19 protein-coding genes are annotated in these 20668 nt (G+C 65.4%); 8 read left to right on the top strand and 11 right to left on the bottom strand.

Annotated elements, in window-relative coordinates:
• Positions 1 to 604: 604 nt before the first annotated feature.
• The 4 genes from KQ303_RS12280 to KQ303_RS12265 are packed head-to-tail and all read right to left on the bottom strand — an operon-like array spanning position 605 to position 3259.
• Positions 605 to 1717 (bottom strand): rhodanese-like domain-containing protein, encoded by a 1113-nt coding sequence (locus tag KQ303_RS12280; protein WP_259730511.1) that lies wholly within the window; start codon positions 1715 to 1717, stop codon positions 605 to 607.
• A 13-nt stretch (positions 1718 to 1730) separates the two neighbouring features.
• On the bottom strand, positions 1731 to 2174 hold the full coding sequence (locus KQ303_RS12275) for a DUF6691 family protein (protein ID WP_259730510.1): 444 nt from the start codon (positions 2172 to 2174) through the stop codon (positions 1731 to 1733).
• Positions 2171 to 2620, bottom strand: a complete 450-nt coding sequence (locus tag KQ303_RS12270; RefSeq protein WP_259730509.1) for a YeeE/YedE family protein — start codon at positions 2618 to 2620, stop codon at positions 2171 to 2173. Before KQ303_RS12270 ends, KQ303_RS12275 begins: the two co-directional genes overlap by 4 nt.
• A 60-nt stretch (positions 2621 to 2680) precedes the next feature.
• Positions 2681 to 3259, bottom strand: coding sequence for a bifunctional 2-polyprenyl-6-hydroxyphenol methylase/3-demethylubiquinol 3-O-methyltransferase UbiG (locus tag KQ303_RS12265; protein WP_259730508.1), 579 nt, complete (start codon positions 3257 to 3259; stop codon positions 2681 to 2683).
• A gap of 307 nt (positions 3260 to 3566) precedes the next feature.
• Here KQ303_RS12265 and KQ303_RS12260 point away from each other — a divergent pair, with 307 nt between their 5' ends.
• Positions 3567 to 4880 (top strand): hypothetical protein, encoded by a 1314-nt coding sequence (locus KQ303_RS12260; protein ID WP_259730507.1) that lies wholly within the window; start codon positions 3567 to 3569, stop codon positions 4878 to 4880.
• 29 nt (positions 4881 to 4909) lie between these two features.
• Here KQ303_RS12260 and KQ303_RS12255 read toward each other — a convergent pair whose 3' ends face one another.
• The 4 genes from KQ303_RS12255 to KQ303_RS12235 form a co-directional block, all read right to left on the bottom strand.
• A complete protein-coding gene (locus tag KQ303_RS12255) occupies positions 4910 to 6502 on the bottom strand; it encodes an alpha/beta hydrolase (protein WP_259730506.1) in 1593 nt (530 codons plus the stop codon).
• Positions 6503 to 6546: 44 nt separating this feature from the next.
• Positions 6547 to 7038 (bottom strand): hypothetical protein, encoded by a 492-nt coding sequence (locus tag KQ303_RS12250; RefSeq protein WP_259730505.1) that lies wholly within the window; start codon positions 7036 to 7038, stop codon positions 6547 to 6549.
• 354 nt (positions 7039 to 7392) lie between these two features.
• Positions 7393 to 10485 (bottom strand): CHAT domain-containing tetratricopeptide repeat protein, encoded by a 3093-nt coding sequence (locus tag KQ303_RS12245; protein ID WP_311134159.1) that lies wholly within the window; start codon positions 10483 to 10485, stop codon positions 7393 to 7395.
• A gap of 19 nt (positions 10486 to 10504) precedes the next feature.
• The gene (locus tag KQ303_RS12235) at positions 10505 to 10963 is read right to left on the bottom strand and encodes a hypothetical protein (RefSeq protein WP_259730503.1); all 459 of its coding nucleotides are present in this window, start codon (positions 10961 to 10963) and stop codon (positions 10505 to 10507) included.
• Positions 10964 to 11159: 196 nt separating this feature from the next.
• Between KQ303_RS12235 and KQ303_RS12230 the strand changes: the two genes are divergently transcribed.
• Positions 11160 to 12014, top strand: coding sequence for a hypothetical protein (locus tag KQ303_RS12230; protein WP_259730502.1), 855 nt, complete (start codon positions 11160 to 11162; stop codon positions 12012 to 12014).
• Between the two features lie 303 nt (positions 12015 to 12317).
• On the opposite strand, the gene KQ303_RS12225 is transcribed toward KQ303_RS12230, so the two are convergent.
• A complete protein-coding gene (locus tag KQ303_RS12225) occupies positions 12318 to 14075 on the bottom strand; it encodes a SulP family inorganic anion transporter (protein WP_259730501.1) in 1758 nt (585 codons plus the stop codon).
• Between the two features lie 35 nt (positions 14076 to 14110).
• On the opposite strand from KQ303_RS12225, the gene KQ303_RS12220 reads away from it, so the two are divergent.
• The 5 genes from KQ303_RS12220 (at position 14111) to KQ303_RS12200 (ending at position 18775) form a co-directional block, all read left to right on the top strand.
• The gene (locus KQ303_RS12220) at positions 14111 to 14878 is read left to right on the top strand and encodes a sulfite exporter TauE/SafE family protein (RefSeq protein ID WP_259730500.1); all 768 of its coding nucleotides are present in this window, start codon (positions 14111 to 14113) and stop codon (positions 14876 to 14878) included.
• Between the two features lie 134 nt (positions 14879 to 15012).
• Positions 15013 to 15483 carry a hypothetical protein gene (locus tag KQ303_RS12215; RefSeq protein WP_259730499.1) on the top strand — a complete coding sequence of 157 codons (471 nt, stop codon included), beginning with the start codon at positions 15013 to 15015 and terminating at the stop codon, positions 15481 to 15483.
• A 42-nt stretch (positions 15484 to 15525) separates the two neighbouring features.
• Positions 15526 to 16209: a Coq4 family protein gene (locus KQ303_RS12210; RefSeq protein WP_259730498.1), complete on the top strand. Its 684-nt coding sequence runs from the start codon at positions 15526 to 15528 to the stop codon at positions 16207 to 16209.
• Between the two features lie 10 nt (positions 16210 to 16219).
• Positions 16220 to 16996, top strand: a complete 777-nt coding sequence (locus tag KQ303_RS12205) for a sulfite exporter TauE/SafE family protein (RefSeq protein ID WP_259730497.1) — start codon at positions 16220 to 16222, stop codon at positions 16994 to 16996.
• An 81-nt stretch (positions 16997 to 17077) separates the two neighbouring features.
• Positions 17078 to 18775 carry a mechanosensitive ion channel family protein gene (locus tag KQ303_RS12200; protein ID WP_259730496.1) on the top strand — a complete coding sequence of 566 codons (1698 nt, stop codon included), beginning with the start codon at positions 17078 to 17080 and terminating at the stop codon, positions 18773 to 18775.
• Here the strand turns inward: KQ303_RS12200 and KQ303_RS12195 are convergent.
• Entirely contained in the window at positions 18681 to 19133 is a 453-nt protein-coding gene (locus KQ303_RS12195) for a hypothetical protein (RefSeq protein WP_259730495.1), read from the bottom strand. The genes KQ303_RS12200 and KQ303_RS12195 overlap by 95 nt on opposite strands.
• The gene (locus KQ303_RS12190) at positions 19130 to 19606 is read right to left on the bottom strand and encodes a hypothetical protein (protein ID WP_259730494.1); all 477 of its coding nucleotides are present in this window, start codon (positions 19604 to 19606) and stop codon (positions 19130 to 19132) included. Before KQ303_RS12190 ends, KQ303_RS12195 begins: the two co-directional genes overlap by 4 nt.
• 512 nt (positions 19607 to 20118) lie before the next feature.
• Here KQ303_RS12190 and KQ303_RS12185 point away from each other — a divergent pair.
• Positions 20119 to 20577 (top strand): hypothetical protein, encoded by a 459-nt coding sequence (locus KQ303_RS12185; protein ID WP_259730493.1) that lies wholly within the window; start codon positions 20119 to 20121, stop codon positions 20575 to 20577.
• The last annotated feature ends 91 nt before the right edge of the window (positions 20578 to 20668 follow it).

The raw sequence follows: 20668 nt of genomic DNA, 5'->3' as shown, positions 1-20668 counted from the left end.
GGTATGGTCATGTAAGACCACACAGCGCATTGGGAAGCAAAACTCCCCATGAGGTCTACACTGAGACCAAACCCTGTTCTTCCCGCCCGGGGTTAACGATGTCAGGGGCCGAATCTGTCCAGTAAAAGCCATCCACATCAATCTGCGCGAGAGCTGCTGGGACTCAGAAGAGATAAAGCAAGTAAGGAGGATCCGCAATAAGCTGATTCATGCTGGCGGACAGGCCGATGAGTCTACTCGTGACCTGGCGAATCTGGTCCATATTCAAGATGGTTTCATGCATATCTTTCCAGAACACTTAAAGCAATCTTATGTCCGACTAAAATCACCTGCACTGGTTATCATGTCGCACGACGCACTTTCGTAAGCGGCCTTCGCGTTTCAAAGATTGCAAGTGTCCATCGAACTTGTTCTTAGGCAGTTCCGCGAACCACCCCCAGCCAGCAGGCCCCTTCCTGATAAACAACTGAGTTCACAGCAATCGGTCTCTTAAACCCTTGCCCCGCAACTGCACTCTAAGCAGGAACGCCAACGCCAGCCGTGGTTAACGGGTCCGTGAACCACTTGTGACCGCGGCTACAGCAGATCGCGATGGTGTTGTTGCTCAGGGATGCTCCAACGGCAGCCCCTGCGCCTTCCAAGCCCGCAGGCCGCCGCGCATGTTCGCCACCTGGCTCAGCCCCTTCTTCTGCAGCTGCTGTGTAGCCAGGGCGGAGCGGCTGCCGGAGTGGCAGAGCACCACCGTGGGGCGATCCGTGGGGATCTCGTCGGCCCGGCTCTGCAACTCGGGCAGGGGAATCAGCAGGCTGCCCGGGATGCGACCGTCCGGGCCCTGCACTTCCGCTTCGGAGCGCACGTCCACCAGCGTCAGCTCCTGACGGTGTTCGGCGACCCAGCCAGCCGTCAGCTCTGGCAGGCCGGCATAGCTGCGCTCGATCGGTGCCCAGTTGTCCGCTTCCTCCAGGCCACCGTCGGCGGGCCTACCGCAGCGCAGGTTGGCTGGCAGGGCCAAGGCGATCCGGTTGGGGTGGGGGAGGTGCAGGTTCTCCATGTAGCCCACGAAGTCGCGCTCATCGGCCTCGCCGCCGAGCCGGGCGTTGTAGGCCTTTTCCTCGGCCACCGAACTCATCGCGCGGCCGCTGTAGTCGTGAGCGGGGTACAGCAGGCAGTAGTCGGGTAGAGACAAGAGCCGCCCGGTGATCGAGTGGTAAAGGGTGGCGGCATCCCCCTGCTGAAAATCACAGCGGCCGCAGCCGCGCACCAGCAGTGCATCGCCGGTTAACGCCATCGAGTGGTCGTCGAGCACGAAGCTGAGGCAGCCATCGGTGTGGCCGGGGGTGGCGCGCACCTCCAGGTGGCGGCCGCCGAAGCTCACCCGATCCCAGTGGCGCAGGGGCAGGGTCACGTTTTCGGCCCCAGCGACGGCGGCCAGGCCGATGGGGCAGCCGGTGGCCTGCTGCATCCGCCAGCTGCCGGTCACGTGATCGGCGTGAACGTGGGTGTCGAGACAGGCGACCAGATCGATGCCCAGTTCGCGGATCAGCGAAAGATCGCGGGGGTGCTGCTCGTACACCGAATCGATCAGCACCCCCTGCCGGGAGGCCACCTCCGCCAGCAGGTAGGTGAAGGTGCCCGTCTCGGCATCAAAGAGCTGCCGCAGCAGCAGCGGCGCAGCGCCGGCGGCGGCCGCCAGGGGAAAGGGAGCGGAGGAGGCCATCGCGTCGGGCGACTCAGCCCTCACCCTGCTGGGGCCCAGCCTGCAGCTTGGGAGGCCCTTCCGCCAGGACGCCCTGCAGGTAGGCGCCCACGAACATCCCGGCCAGACCGATCAACACCGGCCCGTTGCCGATACCGATGCTGGCCACCGCCGCGCCGGGGCACAGGCCACTCAGGCCCCAGCCCACACCGAAGATCACGGCACCCGGCACGGTGCCGGCCAGCATCGGCTTCACCTCATGGGAGAAGGGCAGCCCCAGCAGCGTGGTCTGCCGCAGCCGCGGCGCCAGCCGGAAGCCGATGGTGGTGACCGCCAGGGCCGCCGCCATCACCAGCAGCAGGCCGAGGTCGCGCAGCTGCAGGAAGCTCAGCACCACCTCCGGCCGGGCCATGCCGCTCCAGGCCAGCCCATAGCCGAACAACCCACCACCCAGCAGGATCGCGAACAGGCGCTTCATGGCGTCACCCCCAGCAGCAGCACGATCCGGGCGGTGACGATGGCCACCGCCATGAACACGGCGACCGCCAGCAGCGAGGCCCTCGAGAAGGAGGCCACGCCGCAGATGCCGTGACCGGAGGTGCAGCCCGAGGAGAGCCGGGTGCCGAACCCCACCAGCACACCCCCCAGCGCCAGCCGCCACCAGCCCACGGCGGTAACGAAGAACGCCTGGTGGGTCGCGGCGTACAGCCAGGCGCCGAGCACCATGGCCAGGGCGAACAGCAGGCGCCAGTGGCGCGAGCTGCGCTCGGCTTGAAGTGGCGTGAAATAGGTGAGCGTGGAGCTCAGAAAGGAACTCGCTCCGGCTTTCACACCGAGGCTGAGATACATGACCATCAGTCCCAGTCCGAGGAGCAGTCCCCCGGACAGATACGACGCGACGCCATTGGGAAAAGGGAAGTCCAATCGATGCGGTCATCGAAGACGCTTGGATCATAAGCACATAAGCGAGAGCATCCCTGGCGATCAGCCCATGCGGCAGGCGTCGTAATAATGGTTCTCTCCTTCATCCACAAACTCACCAACAACGTGCAGCCCCGCAGCAGCAAGGGCGCGGCGGTACACCTCGTCGCCGAGGGAAACGCAGTGGCCGCCCATCATGGTGTCTTTCCAGGCCACCGCCTGCACAGGGGCGGTGAACAGAAAACGGCCACCAGGTTGTAGAGCAGCAGAGACGCGACGGATCAGTGCGCGCTGCCCATCAGCTGGCAGTAGAAACAACAGGCCGACGGCCACAATTCCGTGGAATGTGCTGTTGAAGAAACTGGACTTTTCCACGGGCTCGCACGCCACCCTCGCCTGGGGAAAGCGCTGCCGATACGCAGCCACCATGCTGGGAGAGGCATCCACGGCTGACACGTGGCAGCCCTCGGCCATCAGCGCTGCAGAAATCGGCACACCACAACCGCAGCCCAGATCAAGAACAGAAGGACTTGCCGGCAAGGCCCGGCTCCAGCTGCGCACGGTGGCGGCACCAATCGAGGAGCGCTCTGCCACAAAACGGGCCGCTACGGCTTCCCAGCCATTGGATCGATCAACCTCCATACAACGCCTCCGCTGACAATGGCCTGGCCCCGTCCATCCTCAGCCAACAACAATCAGCACGAACGCAGCCCCTACTCCACAACAAACGCAAGCTTGACCTCGGCGAGACAGCGGCTGTCGGGTGTGGCTGTTGGACGTGCCAGGACATCTGCGGTGATCTGGGTGGCACCGGCTGCGGCAGGCATCCCCCCAGGCGCGAACAGTGCCCTATGGCCTACACCCAGAAAGGTGAACGCATAGGCGATTGTCATGCTCTTAGCTAGGATCAGCCTCGCTAGCGATCGACCAGTTCGGGACGGTTGGACGCATGGGCACGACACGACGCGGGCTCGACGTCAGCACCGGCGACGAAGGCGCCATCGCCGCCATCGACACCTTCACCGACCGCCTCTGCGGTCTTGACCTCGGTGCCGAGAGCGTGCTCGACGCCGCCGCCACGTTTGCCGACGTGGCCAGCCTGCAGCTCGGCGCAGCGATGTTGGGGCTCTACGGCCAGACCACTGAGGCCTCCGCGCTGGCCGCCGGCCACCTCGCTCGGCTGGCAACGCTCGAACCCGCGCTGAACGAACGGGAGGCCGCCACCCTTGCGGCGCTGCGGCGGTGGGACAGCGGCGATTTCCTGCTCGCGGTCGAGCGGTTTGAGGCGCTGGTCACACGCTGGCCCACCGATCTGCTGGCGGTAAAGGCCCTCGAGTTCCTTTACTACGTACTCGGCCAGCAGCACATGGGGCCGCGGTTCCTCGACCAGATCGAGCGCATCGCCGAACCCAATCTCAACGACCCGGACTTCCTGGCCGTGTGGTCCTTCGCCACCGAGCTCACCGGCCACGCCGAGGCCGCAGCCGAGCTGGCTGAGCAGGCCCTCGCCCTTGACGCCCACACCCCATGGGCCCAACACACGCTCGCCCATGTGTTCATCACCCACGGCGACCCGCCCGGCGCCATCAACCGCCTGGCCGGCTTCCTCCCCGTCTGGCAAACCAGCAGCAGGCTCATCTACTGCCACAACGCCTGGCACCTCGCGGTCGCGCATCTCGACCAGCTCGACCGTGACGGCGCCGACGCCGTGTTCCGCGACCACATCTGGGGCATCACCCCTGACAGCCCCGGCGAGCAGATTGACGCCGTTTCCTACCTGTGGCGCGCCGAGATGGCCGGCGCAACCGTGCCCGACGCGACCTGGGCCGCCGTGGCTGACCACGTGGAGGCCCGGGTTCACGAGTGCGTGTTCCCGTTCCTGAGCGCCCATCACGGCTACGCGCTGGCCCGCGCCGGGCGCGGCGATGCTCTGGCGAGGCTGCGGGAGTCTGTGCAGGCCCGCACCAACCGCGGTGACGGCGAGTCGACACGGGTCTGGCAACCGGTCGGACAGGCGGTGGTCGAGGCCAGCATTGCCCACGGCACCGGTGACTACGCCACCACCGCGGCGCTGCTCGATCCCGTGATGCCGGCGGTGACCGCCGTCGGGGGAAGCGACGCCCAGGACGATCTGTTTCGCCTCGCCTACCTCACCGCCCTAGCCGGCACCGACCGCCACGCTGACGCGCGCCACTATTGGGAGCTGATGACGGCCTTCAAGACACCGTCACCCCTGGATCTCCAGCTCTGGGCGCAGTTCTGATGGGGGCCCCTTTCGAGGGGGTGCCGCCCCTACTCCACAACAAACGCAGGCTTCACCTTGGCAAGGCAGCGGCTGTCGGGTGTGGCTGTGGGACGGACCAGAAAATCTGCGGCGATCTGGGTGACGCAGGCTGCCGCAGGGGTGCCCCCCGGTGCGAACAGCGCCCCATGGCCCACACCCGGGAAGGTGACCACAGTGGCGGTGGTCAGATTCTTCGCCACAGCTTCTCCGTAGGGAGCAGGCGTGACGGGGTCGTAGCTGCCGTTAAGCACCAGGGTGGGGATCTGCCGGTTTCTGTAGACGAAGGGCGGCTTCTGCTCCACCTGCAGCACCTCACAGGCCCGGTTCACGCCTTCGGCTTCGCGCAGGCCGAGGGGAAGCAGCTGCGGGTAAGCGGGCGGTAGCACCTGGGCCGGATCCACCCGAATCGATCGCGCCCGCGCGCAGAGAACGGTGTGATACATCTCCTTCGCACCAGGGGGCTCCAGATCGGAGAGCGCCTCAGCCACCCAGGCGAAGTTGCCCTTGCTGGCCGCCTGAATGAACCGGGGCAGGGAACTGCCACGGGTGGACTCACCGGAATAGGGCCGCGCCAGATAGGGAACCATGGCCATCACGAACGCATTGCCATCGAGCTTGGTGACGAATGGCTGCTTGCTGGAAGGGATGGTCAGCGTGAGGGGCAGAGGCTTGCGGTTGAGCTCATCAACGATGGTGAGAAACGTCTGCTCGAGCTTGGGGTAGGTGGCGTTGCAGGCGGGATCCTGGGCGCAGGCCTGGAACACGTTGCGCAGGGCGTAGCTGAACGTGTAGCTGGAGGCCAGATTGAAATCCACATCAGGCCGCACCACGCCATCAAGGATCACGCTGCGGAGCTTGGCCTTGTGCTGATCCGCCTGGGCGATCACATACTGCCCCAGCAAGGTGCCATAGGAAACGCCGTAGTAGTTGAACTGCGGGTAGCGCAGCGTCTCCACCACCGTATAGATATCTGCGGCATTTTCGCGGGTGTTGAAGGCACTGGGGTTGATGCCCTGGGCCTTGAGGCGCTGATTGCAGGCCTGGATCCAGCTGGCATCGGTATAGGGGATCTCCCCCTTCGCCACCGCAATGTTGTGCGCATGGTGCTCAGGGCAGAAGAGGAACGGTTTGGCAAAGCGCGTGCCGCGCTCCTCCACGAAAATCATGTCACGGCTCTTCAACAACGCCGGGAGTTCAGGAAACTTCGGCAGGCCACCATTGACGATGTCACCGATGGTGGAATCCCCCGGGCCGCCCTGCTCCACCACCAGGGGATCGGCGGCAGGGGCGCTGCCGCTGCTGCGGGTGCGGACCACACCGAGCTGGATCGTGCGGCCCTGGGGTTGCGCGTGTAATTCAGGAACTGTGACGTAGCCACAATCCGACTGGGCGGCGATGGCGGCAGGCACGTCAAAAGTTTTGCAGTCGACACCAGTCCATGCCGCGTCAAACCGGGCCCGATCGGTAGCGGCATGGCTCACCGCACCACTGCCCACGGCCACACAAGCCACAGCAAGCAGGGTGGATGGGCCGAAGCGAGCCAGCGCCGCCTGTGCCAGCCGGACGGTACGTGCTGGAAGGGGGGAAGGATGAAGCTGCATCGGGGCCAACGATCTGCTGAATTCAAGCAAACAACCGTTCTGCGTCAGTAGATGGTGCTCACTCTCACCATCAGCGTGTGCCGTTCAGGATCAAGCACGGCGAGCATGAAGTCGTTCACGTCCGTGGCGAGCGTGTCTCGCACCGTCTTGGGTGCGTGCAGGATGTTGGTACCTGCGGTTTGGATCTGGTACCAACCGATGGGCGGATGGGGAGGCATCGTCTGACGGAATTGCGCCAGCAGCTGCTGATCGGTGAGGTTGCCCACGGCCCCCGCCGCTCGGGCCCTGCGGATACCGGCGAGGTGCGCCAAGGTCGTCTCAGGGATCGGCAGAGGCTGCCAGTGGCTGGTGGCTTTCAACCTGCGGGTCAACGCGTCGAAGTCGCCCTCGCTGAGCCCGAACACCATCGTGATCTTGAGGCCTTCGCGCCCGAACCAGCCCGCCTCCGCCGGCGATACCTGAGCCATCAACACTCTGGCCGCCGCTGGAATGCCGTACTGGCGGCGAATCACCTGCTCGTCTGTCTCAGGCGCCATGCAGCCCGCAAGGGCGGCAGAACAGAGCAGCACGGGGAGAAGGGATGGCCTCATGGGGTCAGATTCTGCTGGGCGGGAGGATCTGGGGTTGTGGGAGGCAGTAGAGCGAACTGTCGGCTTTGAGCAGGTACCTAGGCATTAAACCCAAGCTGCGGGGGCGACTTCTGCAGGGCACGCTCCACATCTACTCGCGTGGCTTGATCCTGAAAGAGCCAAACAAAGACGGGTAGCTGAATGAATGCATTCATGAATAAGTGGAAACTTCTTGCTCAATGCTCTCGCCACATACCCAACCACTTTGCGCATTCGCTCTACATCAAAGCAGCGCAAGGTGTTCCATCCTGATGGCTCTCTTCACCTCGCCAGGGGCGCTGCATCGCCGATCACGATGAACGGGGCCCAGAGATAGGGGTGCCGGCCATCCGGATCGCGCCGCAGCAGCGCCAGCTTCGCCTGCCGCATCGCTTCGGCCTTGTCCATCCCCGCCTTGAGGTTCCCGTAAAACGCCTTGGTGATCTGGGCGCTCTCCGCATCAGCCGCGCTCCACAGGCTTGCCACCACCGCCCTGGCGCCAGCCCGTTCCAACACGTAGGCCAGGCCGCTCAGCCCCACGTCGTTGTCGCTGGTGATCTTGGCCGTCTGGCAGGCCCCCAGCACCAGCAGTTCGGTGTTCGACAGACCCAGCTGCGCCGCTTCAGCGATCGGGTACTGCTGGCGGTTGGCAAACAGCAGCGTGTTCGCCTGCATCCCCAGATTCGGGCACCCCGCTGCGACGAAACAGCCGTGGGTGCCGAGGTGCAGGATCGGATAGCGGTTCGCCTGCTGCCGGAATTGCTCCAGTGTTGCCTGGTTGCGGCGCAGATCACGGCTGCCGGGGTAGCTGCCCAGCAGATAGTTCGCTTCTGCTTCCGTGCCCGGCAGTTCCCTGACGGTGGGGGTGGGATTGGCCAGCACCAGTGCCTTTTGAACGCCGCCGCCACCCCCACCGGCGGGCTGGGCGGTTGGGGCACCGTTGCGGCTCAGCCGCGTTAGGTAATGGATCGGGTACTTCTCCAGCAGGTACTGCTTCGTGCGGCCGTCGTAGAGCGTTTCCAGCGGGATCTCCCGCAGCTTGCCGGTGGCGAGCACCGCCAGCCGCCCTCCCGCCGGCAGCAGCCCCCGGTCCTCCAGGGGCCGGATCAACAGGTCGTACAACTGCTCGCTGCGTTCCAGGTAGGTCTCCCCTCGTTCCAATTGCTGCCGGTAGGTCTCCACCAGGACAGGGAAATCCTTGGGCAGAGGGACCGTCACCACCTGAAGATCACTGCGGGTCAGCGCGAACAACGCCATCGTGTCGGCCCGTTTCGGTACGCCGGTGAGCGGCGCCGGCTGCAGCACCACCGTGCCCGCCGGGGTTCCCGCCTGCAGCCGTTGCAGATCCGCCGGCCGGGTTTCCAACAACTCGGCAATCTCGGGATACCTGCCGATCAACTCCTCCGCCGCACGGAACTGCGCCGCCTCCTGCTCCACCAGCAGCTGCATTGTCCGCGGATTCAGCTCACCCTCCAACCGCTGCCGCTGCCCCTGCATCTCCACCTGCCGCAGCCGCCACCCCTCAAGCGCCCGTTGCGCCTCAGGATTGTTCACCCGTGCCTCGATTAGGCGGCTGTAATCGGCCAGATCAGCGCTGGCGAACTGATTGACCCAGGTGAAGGCTTCCGCTGCCATCTTCTGCTCGATTAGCAGCTCCACCAGCGATGAGGCCGCCCATTGACTTTGGCTGAGGAAGCTCTGCCGATCGCTGCGTTGAAGGCCACGCCGCATCTCCAATTGGATCGCCAGACCCTTCTCCAGATTTTCGATGGCTGGCTTGGGTTGCTGTTGATCTCGCTGTAGAAGCGCCAGATTGGATAGAGTTACAGCCTCACCGCTACGGTCCTTGACCTCCCTCAGTATCTCCAGCGCCTGCTTGTAGATCTTCAGCGCCTCCTCTGGCTTACCAAGACTGCGATACACCAATCCGATGTTGTTGAGAGTGGTTCCCTCTCCGTTGCGGACCTTCACCTCCCTTAGGATCTCTAGTGCCTGCTTGTAGACCTTCAGCGCCTCCTCCGGCTTGCCAAGATTGCTATACACCAATCCGATGTTGTTGAGAGTGCCTCCCTCTCCGCGGCGGTCCTTCACCTCCCTTAGAATCTCCAGTGCCTGCTTGTAGATCTTCAGCGCCTCCTCCGGCTTACCAAGACTGCGATACACCAATCCGATGTTGTTGAGAGTGGTTCCCTCTCCGCTGCGGTCCTTCACCTCCCTTATGATCTCCAGTGCCTGCATGTAGATCTTCAGCGCCTCCTCCGGCTTACCAAGATTGCTATACACCAATCCGATGTTGTTGAGAGTGGTTCCCTCTCCGCGGCGGTCCTTCACCTCCCTTCGGATCTCCAGTGCCTGCTTGTAGATCTTCAGCGCCTCCTCCGGCTTACCAAGATTGCTATACACCAACCCGATATTGTTGAGAGTGGTTCCCTCTCCGCTGCGGACCCTCACCTCCCTTAGAATCTCCAGCGCCTGCTTGTAGATCTTCAGCGCCTCCTCTGGCTTCCCAAGATTGCTATACACCCCTCCGATGAAGTTGAGAGTGGTTCCCTCTCCGCTGCGGTTCTTCAGCTCCCTTTGGATCTCCAGTGCCAGCTGGATGAATTTCAGCGCCTCCTCCGGCTTACCAAGATTGCTATACACCAATCCGATGTTGTTGAGAGTGATTCCCTCTCCGCTGCGGTCCTTCACCTCCCTTATGATCTCCAGTGCCTGCTTGTAGACCTTCAGCGCCTCCTCCGGCTTACCAAGACTGCGATACACCAATCCGATGTTGTTGAGAGTGGCTCCCTCTCCGCGGCGGTCCTTCACCTCCCTTCGGATCTCCAGTGCCTGCTGGAAGAATTTCAGCGCTTGCTCCGGCTTCCCAAGATCTCTATACACCCCTCCAATGTTGTTGAGGGTGGTCCCCTCCCCTCGGCGGTCCTTCAACTCCCGAGCGATCGCTTGTGCTTGCTGGTAGTGCTTCAGCGCTTGCTCCGGCTTCCCAAGATCTCCATACACCACTCCAATGTTGTTGAGGGTGGTCCCCTCCCCTCGGCGGTCCTTCAACTCCCGAGCGATCGCTTGTGCCTGCTGGTAGTGCTTCAGCGCCTCCTCCGGCTTCCCAATATCTCCATACACCCCTCCAATGTTGTTGAGGGTGATTCCCTCTCCGCGTCGGTCCTGCAGCTTGCGAGTCATCGCCAGCGCTTTTGCATAGGTGGCCAGGGCCGCCTCCAATTGACCCTGCCCCTTCTGTCGATTGGCCAGATCCGACAGCTTCAGCAGTTGCCCATCCACTGCCTCCGCCGCCATCGCCGCCGGCACCACCAGCCATCCCACCGGCAGCAGGCCCACGCTGAGGGCGAGTCCAGCGGCCAGCCAGCGACCCATCAGCTCAATCTGCTCCGCGTCATCGAGACCCTCCTGGGGCGCAGGCCTTGTAGGCCAAGTTCACCAAGCCGCCGGGAGCAAAGCGCATGGAATCAACCACCAGGGTGCGGAGGCCACCGACCTGGCGCAGGTTCTTCCGCGCCAAGTCCTGCAGGCCATCGGGTCTGAGGGCGAGGGTGGAACCTTCGGATTGGATCGCCAGCGCCGCGGAGGCCAGCAGTACCTCCGGTTGTGGAAGGCAATCCTTCAGGGGCTCGCCGCGCATTTCAGGATTGCGATTTTCCTTGTACTTCACCGGTCCCTGGAAGGTGATGCTGGCCACCTCTGCCAACCGCGCCCTGCGCTCACCGCCCTTCGAGAAGACCACCTCCGAGGGACCGACAGTGACCAGCCGCACCCCCGAGTATGTCTCGCCCTTGGCCACCAGACGTATGGTGACGATCGGCGGAAGCTGAAGGCGCACCGGCTCTGCGGCCATGGCAGACAGCTGGTTGGAGACGACGGGAAGAACAAGAGCAGTCGCAGACGTAGCGATGGCTACGAGACATTCTCTACGTCTGCTAAGCATGGTCCCCCTTAGCATGGCTACTTAGGAAGAGCTTAATGGCAGGCGACGGTGGGCCCGCCAACTCCACGAATCGTCATGTGCCCCCTCATCCAGCAGGAGTCTCCCGATGGCGAATGAGCCAGGTAACGAGAAGCTTCCCTTCCTGGGTGGATTCGCCAGCATCCTCAGTCTGCTGGGGATCATCCTGTTCTTCTCTGGTTGGATCTATCGCTGGTCCTACTTCGCCTACTTCAATCTGGACGTCAATGCGCAGTCCTTTCCGGCCCAGTCGTTCCTGATCGTTCCGATTCAGATCTTTGTCGGCAGTGTCGCCAATTTCTTCAAAACCCTGATTGTCCTCTCGGCGCTGCCGCTGCTGATCGTCGGCACCCTTTGGTTGCTGCACCAGCTGCCCGACCTTCTGGCGATGGCGATCCGCCGGGTGCCCTGGATCCGCTCCCTGCGGCCACTGGCGTGGAAGCCATCTGGCCTGCAACCGGCGGTCAGGCGTTTCGGGGCCTCCCTGCTCGATGAGCTGGTAATCGTGGGCTGGGTGCTGGTGCTGCTGTTCTGGCTCTCCCAGCATCAGGGGCAGGTCGATGCCCGCCGGGACGCGCTGGAGAGCAGCTCCACCCTCCCGGTGGTCACCTTGGTCCTGCCGCAGGCGGAGGGGGTCCTGGGTCAGGATCTGCGCTACCTCGACGACTCCGGTGAGGCCATTCCCGATCCACCGCTGGCGAACAACGTGTTCATCGGCGACCGGGTGCTTCCCCGGCAGATCCGCGACTCCAGCCTTTCCGACCCCGAGAGCCAGCAGGTGTGGCGGCTGCTGGCCAACGAAACCCTCGGCTGGCTCTACCTGATCCGCACGTTGCCCGACACCTCCGAACCCAGCGAACGACCGCTGGTTCTTGCGATCCCGAATGCCAAGCAGGGCCAGTCGCTGATCCTCAGCCCGGCACCTCCGGAGATCAGCCCCTGATCACACTCCTTGCTCCGTAGCCTTCAAACTTGTTCTTCGACACTTCCTCAAACCACATCCTGCCATCAAGGCTTTTCTGTTGAACACAACCAGCATCCCACCCAATCCTGAGAAACCCTAGCTGCCGCAGCGAAGCTGCAGCCCTAGCCCATGCTCATCCCTGTGTTTGCAGGTCCGCAAACCACTATTCAGCTTGAAACACTCTCAGCCACGCATAAAGACTCAACGAGGAGGCACTCAGCCGCACAGCTGCAAGAGCCGAAATAAATGTCAAGCCGAATAAAGAGATAAACAACTAAGCGCTCATTGCCACTGGCCCCCATCACCCAACACGCTCCCCCCATCACCCAACACGCTCCCCCCCTCCCCCCGAAACGCCGCAATCGCCTCAGGCAGCGTGGGGTAGAAGCGCTCGGGGCCGACGCGGTCCACGAAGCCGGTTCTGCTGAGCTGTTGGTAGAGGTCCTGCTTGGTGCGGGCCATGGCGAAGACGATGCCGTTCGCCGTGAGTTCGCGCTGGACGTCCTGGAGCACATCGGCGGCGGTGATGTCGATCTCCACGATCGCCTCGGCGTTGAGCACGAACCAGCGCACTGGCGTGGGCTCAGCAGCCACAGCCGCCAGGGCGCGACGGCGGAAGTCTTCCGCATTGGCGAAGCAGAGGGGGGCGTCGTAGCGGTACAGCACCAGGCCGGGGATGGTGCTGGCTCCCTCCCAGTCGTCCACGTCGTGCAGTCCGCCCAGCTGGGGCACCTGGCCCAGCACCGCGTCGTGGGGGCGCACCAGCCGCGCGAACAGATCGATCACCGACAGCGCCACCGCCAGGCCCACGCCCATCAGGATGTCGGTGAACAGCACACCAGCGCAAGTGATCAGCGCCAGGTGGAATTCGCTGCGCTTGAAATGGCGCATCCGCTTGAGCTCGCCGATGTCGATCAGGCGCAGGGCGGCATAGATCACGATCGACCCCAACGCCGCCTGCGGGAACAACGCCAGCAGCGGCCGCAGGAACAGCAGCACCACCAGCACCACCACGAACGCCACCAGCGAAAACAGCTGCGAACGGCTGCCCAGCGCTGCGCTGATCGCCGTGCGGCTGCCGCTGCTGCTCACCGGAAAGCCCTGCATCAGTCCATTGCCCAGATTCACGGCCCCCAGTGCCAGCAGCTCCTGGTTCGCATCGATGCGGTACCCGCCCCGTGCGGCGAAGGCGCGGGCGGTGAGCACGTTGTCGGAGTAGCCCACCAGGGCGATGCCCACCGCCGCCGTGAGCAGATACCGGATCTTGTCGAGCGCCAGGCCACCGGGCGGCGCCAGGTGGCTCAGCTCCGTGAAGGGCAGCGCAAAGCTGGGCAACCCGGCCGGGATCGCGCCGATCACGGCCACACCCGCCTGATCCAGGTGAAACAACCACACCGCCGCCACCGCCAGCAGCACCGCCAGCAAGGGCCCGGGCGCCGAGGGGAACCGCCGCTGGATCAGCATCAGGAAAACCAGCACCCCAATCGCCAGCAGCAACGTGGGCGGATGGATCTCGCTGCTGCGACCTGCCAGCTCCAGCAGCTCACCCGCCAGCGACTTGGCCTCAAGCTCCAGGCCGCTGATCTTGCCGATCTGGCCGCTGATCATGATCACCGCCACCCCGGCCATGTAGCCCACCAAGATCGGCTTCGAGAGCAGATCAGCCAGAAAGCCCAGCCGCGCCCAGCCCCCCAGCACACACACCAGGCCCACCAACAGGGCCAGCAGGCTGGCGAAGCTGGCATAGGCCAGCGGATCGCCGGCGGCGATCGGGGCGATCGCTGCTGCCGTCATCACCGCCGTGGTGGATTCGGGCCCCACCGACAACTGGGGGGAGGAGCCGATCAGCGCGTACAGCAGCATCGGCGGCAGGATCGCCCATAGGCCAGCGATCGGCGCCACGCCGGCCAGCTCCCCGTAGGCCATGCACTGCGGCACCAGATAGGCGGCCACGGTCACACCCGCCAGCACGTCCCCGCGTAGCCAGGCCGGTTGGTAGGCGCGCAGGCGCTTCAGGCCAGGCAACAGCGAGACGGACATTCCCTTGACCTGCTGCACGATCGCCTTCCTCCACAATGGCCTTCAACGCCGGAACGGGCGCCATGGAACCCGGCGCCGTTGGGCTCACCGTGCTGGTGGGGGTGATTGCCTTTCTGTATTCCGCCGTTGGCCAAGCGGGAGCCAGCGGCTATGTGGCGGCGCTGGTGGTGGCGGGGCTGCCGGAGGAGGATCTCAAGGCCACGGCGCTGCTGCTCAACGTGGCCGTCGCCACGATCGGCACACTGCAATTTGCCCAGGCCGGGCACCTGCGTTGGCGGCGGGTGTGGCCGTTTGTGGCCGGATCGGTGCCGCTGGCGGCCGTCGGTGGCTTCCTGCACCTGAACGCCAGGCCCTTCGAGTTGCTGGTGGGTGCCATCCTGCTGGCCTCCTCGCTGCGGTTGATCTTCAAGGCGAGCGGCGGCAGCCCAGGCCGTGTGCCCACACCACCCTCCTTCGGCAGCGCGCTCGGCAGTGGTGCCGCGATCGGCCTGGTTGGTGGCCTGAGCGGCACCGGCGGCGGGGTGATCCTTTCGCCGCTGATGTTGATCAAGGGCTGGGCACCGGCAGCGGAGGTGGCCGCCACCTCCATCACCTTCATCCTGTGCAACTCACTGGCCGCCCTCGGCGGTGTTCTGGTGAGCCAGCGACACCTGCCCGAGGGGATCATGCCGCTGGTGATCACCGTGGCGATCGCCGGCTGGCTGGGCTCCAGGCTCGGCAGCCGCCTGCTGTCCCTGCGCGTGCTGGAGCGCTGGATGGCCGCCTTGATCGCCCTGCTGGGGCTGAAGTTGCTGGTGGGATAAGCGAGGGGGGGCCAGGTGGGATCATCTGCTGCATCGGCGGCTGAACCAGCAGCAGCAACGGCGCGGATCAGCCCCAGGCTTTGCCACAGCCGCTACCGATTCATACGTTGAAGGTGTACCGAAGATTGCCTGCCATGCGCCGTGATACTCAGCTCTGGCTCGCAGGAAGCATCGTGGTGGCGATCGCGGTGGCCTCCGTCGTGGTGATCAACCAACGCGCCCAGATCTCCGACCAACGCGAGAGCCTTGATCAGCAGAGTCTGCTGACTGCTGAGCTGAAGGAACGCAGCGACGAGGCCGCCCGCCTGCGTCAGCAGGAAACGAACTTTGCCTTGCAACTCAAGGCGCTGGATGCGGAGCAGGCCAGGAACGCCGCCTCGGCGGCAGCGGATCAGGCCAGCCAGGCCGCATCGGAGCAACGGGCGCAGGAACGCCAGCGGCTGGAGGCCCAGATCCAGGACCTCAAAGTGCAACGGGAGCGGCTGGCGCGCCAGACCGCCTGCACCCAGATCCAGACAGGCCTGCGCTCAGCCGAACGGAACGGTGATGAAACCCAGACCAAGGCCCTGCAGGAGCGCTGGAACGCCACCTGCACCAGCGGCTGAACTCGGCGGACCTAAGTTCCCTTCACCGCCTCCACGACGGCCATGACCCGCTTCCAGCAGTCCCTGCAGGCCCTGGGGCAGGCCCGTCAGCTGATCGCGGTGGGGCGCAGTCAGGGGGATCTCGCCAAGATCGCCGACCTGGTGGACAGCTTCCTGGATACGCCCCAGATGGACGCCTGCCTCGCCCGCTTCCGCGCCCTGCCGGGTGGGGCGGAGTTGCTGGACAGCCGCTATCCCCCCCTCCAACCCGACCTTGATCGGCTCTCGGCCTTGCCACCGGGGAGCCTGGGCCACACCTACGCCGCCCTGATCCGTCGCCTCAACTACGACCCCTCCTTCTTCCGCCCACGCCCGATCGACACCGAGGGCCGCTGGCTCACCCAGCGGATCGCCACCACCCACGACCTGCACCATGTGGTGAGTGGCTTCGGCACCTCACCGGCCGGCGAGAACGGAGTGCTGGCGATCACCGCCACCCAGATCGGCTTCCCCGCCTACGTGAGCCTCACCCATGCCGCCCAGATCGCCGGCTTCCGCTTCGGGCTCGACGACTACGCCTACCTGAGCCGAGCCATCAGCCACGGCGTCACCATCGGCTTCACCGCCTCTGCCTTCGCCACCGCCCGCTGGGAGGAGGGCTGGGAGCTGCCAGTGGCGGCCTGGCGCGAGCGGCTGGGGGTGACCCTGCCGGCGGACGCGGAGCCCTACGGGTTGACCCCGGCCTGACGCTGGGTTGATGAACGCACCCCTGCCCTTCGAGATCCAGGCCTTCTGGGCCGGCCTGGCGGCCATCGCCGCCGGGGCGATCAATGCCCTGGCCGGCGGTGGCTCGCTGCTGAGCTTTCCCGCCCTCACCGCCATCGGCCTGCCGGCGGTGATGGCCAACGTGACCAACACCGTGGCCCTGGTGCCCGGCTACCTGGGGGCGACCAGGGCCCAGCGCCGGGAACTCCAGGGCCAACGGCAGCGGTTGCTGCTGCTGCTGCCGGTCGCCGCCCTCGGTGGCCTGCTGGGCGGCTGGCTGCTGCTGAAAACCGGTGAACGGCTGTTCACGCAGCTGGTGCCGTTCCTGATCCTGTTCGCCTCGGCGCTGCTGGCGGTGCAGGAGCCCGTGCGCCGCTGGTTGCAGCGCCGTTCCGAGCGGCATGGCCGCCAGCCATCGGAGCGCTGGGCCGTGGGGCCGGTGTTCCTGGCGTCCGTGTACGGCGGCTTCTTCGGCGGCGGGCTGAGCGTGATCGTGCTGGCGGTGCTGGCCCTCAGCCTCGATGACACCCTCACCCGGCTCAACGGCCTCAAGCAGGCCGTGTCGTTCGCCGCCAACCTCACCGCCGCCGCCTTCTTCCTCTTCTCCGGTCAGGTGGCCTGGGGCCTGGCGGCGGTGATGGCGGTCGGCGCCATCGTCGGCGGCGTGCTGGGCGGCAAGCTGGCGGGCCGGATCCCTGCGGCCACCCTGCGGGCCATCGTCGTGGTGGTCGGGGTCGCGGTGGCGGTGGTGTATTTCGTCAGAACCTGAAGGGGGCGCCCCTTCTGCAGGCGGTGCCGGGCTGCAGTGGCCCCATGGCTGCCCAGACTGGCCGTTCCTGGGCCAGTCAGCGTGGGGCACTCCACAACCAGCCGCGCCGCTGCCGTCGTTGCTGCCCTTGCCACGGCCCTAGCCGGCCTGGTGCTGCTGCTGGCCCTGGCCCAGCCGGGCCTGGCGGCGGATATGCCCAGCCCCGCCGCGTCGGCGGACAGCCAGCCGGTGGCGGGCAGTTTTCGTCTCTCCCAGGTGCGCATCCTTGGCGTGCCAGTGATCAACGTGGCGTCGTTGCGGGTGGCGGGCCCGGATCAGGCCGGCCCCGATGCCGCCGAGCGGGCGAAGGTGATCGAAGGCAACCTTGACCTCCTCTACCGGCCCGCCCAGCCCTGCACGCCGGGAGAGCGGATCGGCGAGCTGCTGCTGGAGCGCAGCGGCGTGGGGGCCGTGGAAGCCGTGTGCGACCCGGATCACCTGGGGCTGCAGGGCGCGCCGCAGGCCCTGCGGGTGGTGGTGCAACGGCAGCCGGGGGGGCTGAATCAGCTGGCCGCCGTGGTGCCCGGCCGCGCCACGCCGTTCCCGCTGCTCACCGTCACCGCCGCCGACGCCCAGCTCAACGGCACCAGCGAGGCGGCGTTGGCGGAGCGCTGGCGCAACCGGTTGGAGCGGCGGCTGCGCCGTGCCCGCCAGATCTACGGGAAGCAGCAGATCTCCGACCGGATGAGCATGGCGGCGTGGGTGGTCGCCGGCCTCACGGTGGTGCTGGTGCTGGCCGTGTGGCTGTGGCGGCGCCTGCAACGCCAGTTGCCGCGGCTGCAGCGCCAACGCGTCGAGCACGCCAGCCGGCTCGCCGCTGCCCGCTTCCATCTGGCCCAGAGCCTCAGTCGGCTGCTGCTGGCGGCGGTGCTGGTGCTGGGCGTAGCGATCGGCGCCGTGCTGCTGCTGGCCTCCCCCGGCCAGGTGGCACCAGCGATCGATGTGCTGTTTCAGCCGCTGGTGGTGCTGTTCAAAGCCCTGGCGATGCTGCTGGCGGCTGCCCTGCTGCGGGCGCTGGTGGGGTTGCTGCTGAGCCAGTGGGCCAGCAACGTGTTCGTGCCGGCGGCCTTCCAGGCGCGCCGCGAGCAGCGCTACCGCAGCCTGCTGCGCGTGCTCAGGCGCCTGGTGGATCTGGCCTGCGTGCTGGTGTTCAGCGCCTGGACGGTGATGGGCATTCCCGTGCTGCGCGATCTCTCCAGCAATGCCCTGCTGGCCAGTGGCGCCGTGCTCGGTGCCCTCGCCCTGGTGTTTCAGGGCTTGCTGCGCGATTTCGTGGCCGGGCTGGTGCTGCTCTTCGACGACCGCTACGCCATCGGCGACACCGTGGAGATCGGCGGACGCCTCGGCGAGGTGATCGATGTGGGAGTGCTGAGCACGGAGCTGCGCTGCCACGACCAACGGGTGGTGGTGGTGCCGAACAGCGGCTGTGAGCAGAGCGTGAACCACACCAAGCTGCGCTCGGGCGCCGAACTGTCGCTGCTGCTGCCCCATGGCACCGATCTGGCCTGGGCCCTGGCCGCCATCAGCGCCGAGCTGGCCGCCTTCGCGGCCGATCCCGCCTGGAGCGCCACGCTGCTGCAGCCCCCCAAGCTGCTGGGCGTGGATGCCATGACCGCCGATGGCCTGCGCGTCACCGCCCTGCTGATCACCGAAGCGGGCCAGCAGGGGGAGGCCCGCCGCGCCCTGCTCTCACGCCTGGTGCAGCGGCTCGAAGGCGGCGCACAAGCAGAGCCAGGCTGAGGGCGAGTGCGGCAACCAGCTGGAGCAGGGGCACGCCGATCGTGACCACAGCCTGCGCCAGTCCAGGTTCAGGCGTCGAAATGGAGTGGGGCGCGCTCAAGGCCAGCAGAGCGACACCACCAACGCCAAGCACCACGCTGGCGATCAGCAGCATCCATGCCTCACCGTTGCGTCGCCGCACACAGGCCGCCAACACCGCCAACAGTAGATACGGAGCAACCAGCAGGGCCAGCACCGGCAGATCCATGCTCCGCACGCCGCCGCTGCGTGCAGCGTGGAGAACCGCGGTGGCAGCACCAGCGCAGGCGCAGACCAGAAGGGTGGCGCGCGGCGGTGGCGTGGTGTTGATGGCGCTCAAGGTTGAACGGGCGCTGGGTGCCGCGTCGCGGGCCAAGCCTGCAACTGTCGCAGCCGTTGGCTCTGGCTGGCCTTCACACAGGCCCGCAGCTGCTCCCCTGCGCGCCAGCATTGGTCCATGGCGACCACCCATTGCTCCTGCTCGCGCAGCAGGGCCGCGCGCCCGCTTGCCTGAAGCGCAGGATCCGCAAGCGCAGCACGGAACGCCTGACGAAGCTGCCGGTCGAGGGCCGTGAGTTCTGCATCCCGGCAGATCAGCACCGTGGCGGCGCTGCCCGCCACCTGGCAGCGAATCGTCTCGCCATCAAAGGAATCCGGCGGTGGCGGAATCGCCAGCGCAGCAGACGTGCCGAGGCCCGCCATCAACAGCAACAGCGCCCGCGTCAACCGCCACCGTCCCCAGGCCCAGACAGCCGGTATCAGCAGTAGCCGGAACAGGTGCGGCGACACAGGATTCAGCAGGGAGCGTGGCAACTGTGGCAGGAGAGGCTGCAGCCGAGGGTGATGCTGTGGATGGGGCAAAGAGCACCAGGGGACACCACCAGGGACTTCACACGGAGAATCCCATGGGTGCATCGGCTGAGAGACACAGCTGCGGGCCGCCTGGGACCCGGCGAGCCAACGGTGCTGGGGTGTTCACATTGCAGTGGGCAGGGAGGCCTCACGGAGAAGGATCGCCGCAAGCAAAAGAGTGGCCGCAGGCCATCGCAAGGTGCATCCGGATGGCGATGAAAATAGACGATCTCTTGATTCATGTGGATTCAGACTCATCGCCAAGGCAACAATGACGGCTAAGGGCCCAACATGATTCAGCGATGCCTGCAATGAAGCAATGGCCAAGCCACAGCTGGCAAGCCGCAGCAGAGATAAACCCAAAGATCACGTGCTAAGATTAACGCGAGCTAGCCACAAGCGATTCGCCGAGCAGAGCGCAACTCTCTGAAGCGAATTGTTATGAATTGCTGCATTTTGAAGCGCCCTTCAGCATGAATACCCTCAAGCAGATCATCACCGCAGTGGCCGCAGCGGCCTCTTTTGGAATGGCCCTGCCGCTCGCCTCCCATGCCATTGATCCGGCCTACGCCAATCAACTGGAGAAATCCGGGTGCACCCAGGCCACGGAGCTGAAAGGCTGCGACATCAACAAGAGCAGGGAAAAGAATACAAAAGCTGGCTTTGGTGCCGCCAGCAGCGTGGTGTCTCCCTATGCGGGCCAGTGGGTCGCGAAAAACATTGACGGTCGTACCGTTTCCAAGATCCGTATCGACGGCAAGAACAAGGTCATGGTGAACGGCACCTCTGTGAAGAGCAAGCTCAGCGATGGCGCCTTGGTCTTCACGTCAGGCATGATCACCTACACGATTCAAGGTGATCCCCGCCTCCAGCACGAGAACAGCTGGTTCAATTCCGGCGTACGCACCACCGGCCCGATTCGCCGTCAATAGACGAAGGATTCATGCCTCACAGTTGGAACGCCTATCAATGCGCCAGCGCCTAATGGTCTGCGCCCTATGCACTGCGCCCCATCAAGTGGGA

This window comes from Synechococcus sp. CS-1333 (genome assembly GCF_025128015.1).
GTDB lineage: Bacteria > Cyanobacteriota > Cyanobacteriia > PCC-6307 > Cyanobiaceae > MW101C3.
The sequence above is the reverse complement of the archived record's forward strand: the minus strand, read 5'-3'. Positions and strand labels throughout refer to the sequence as shown.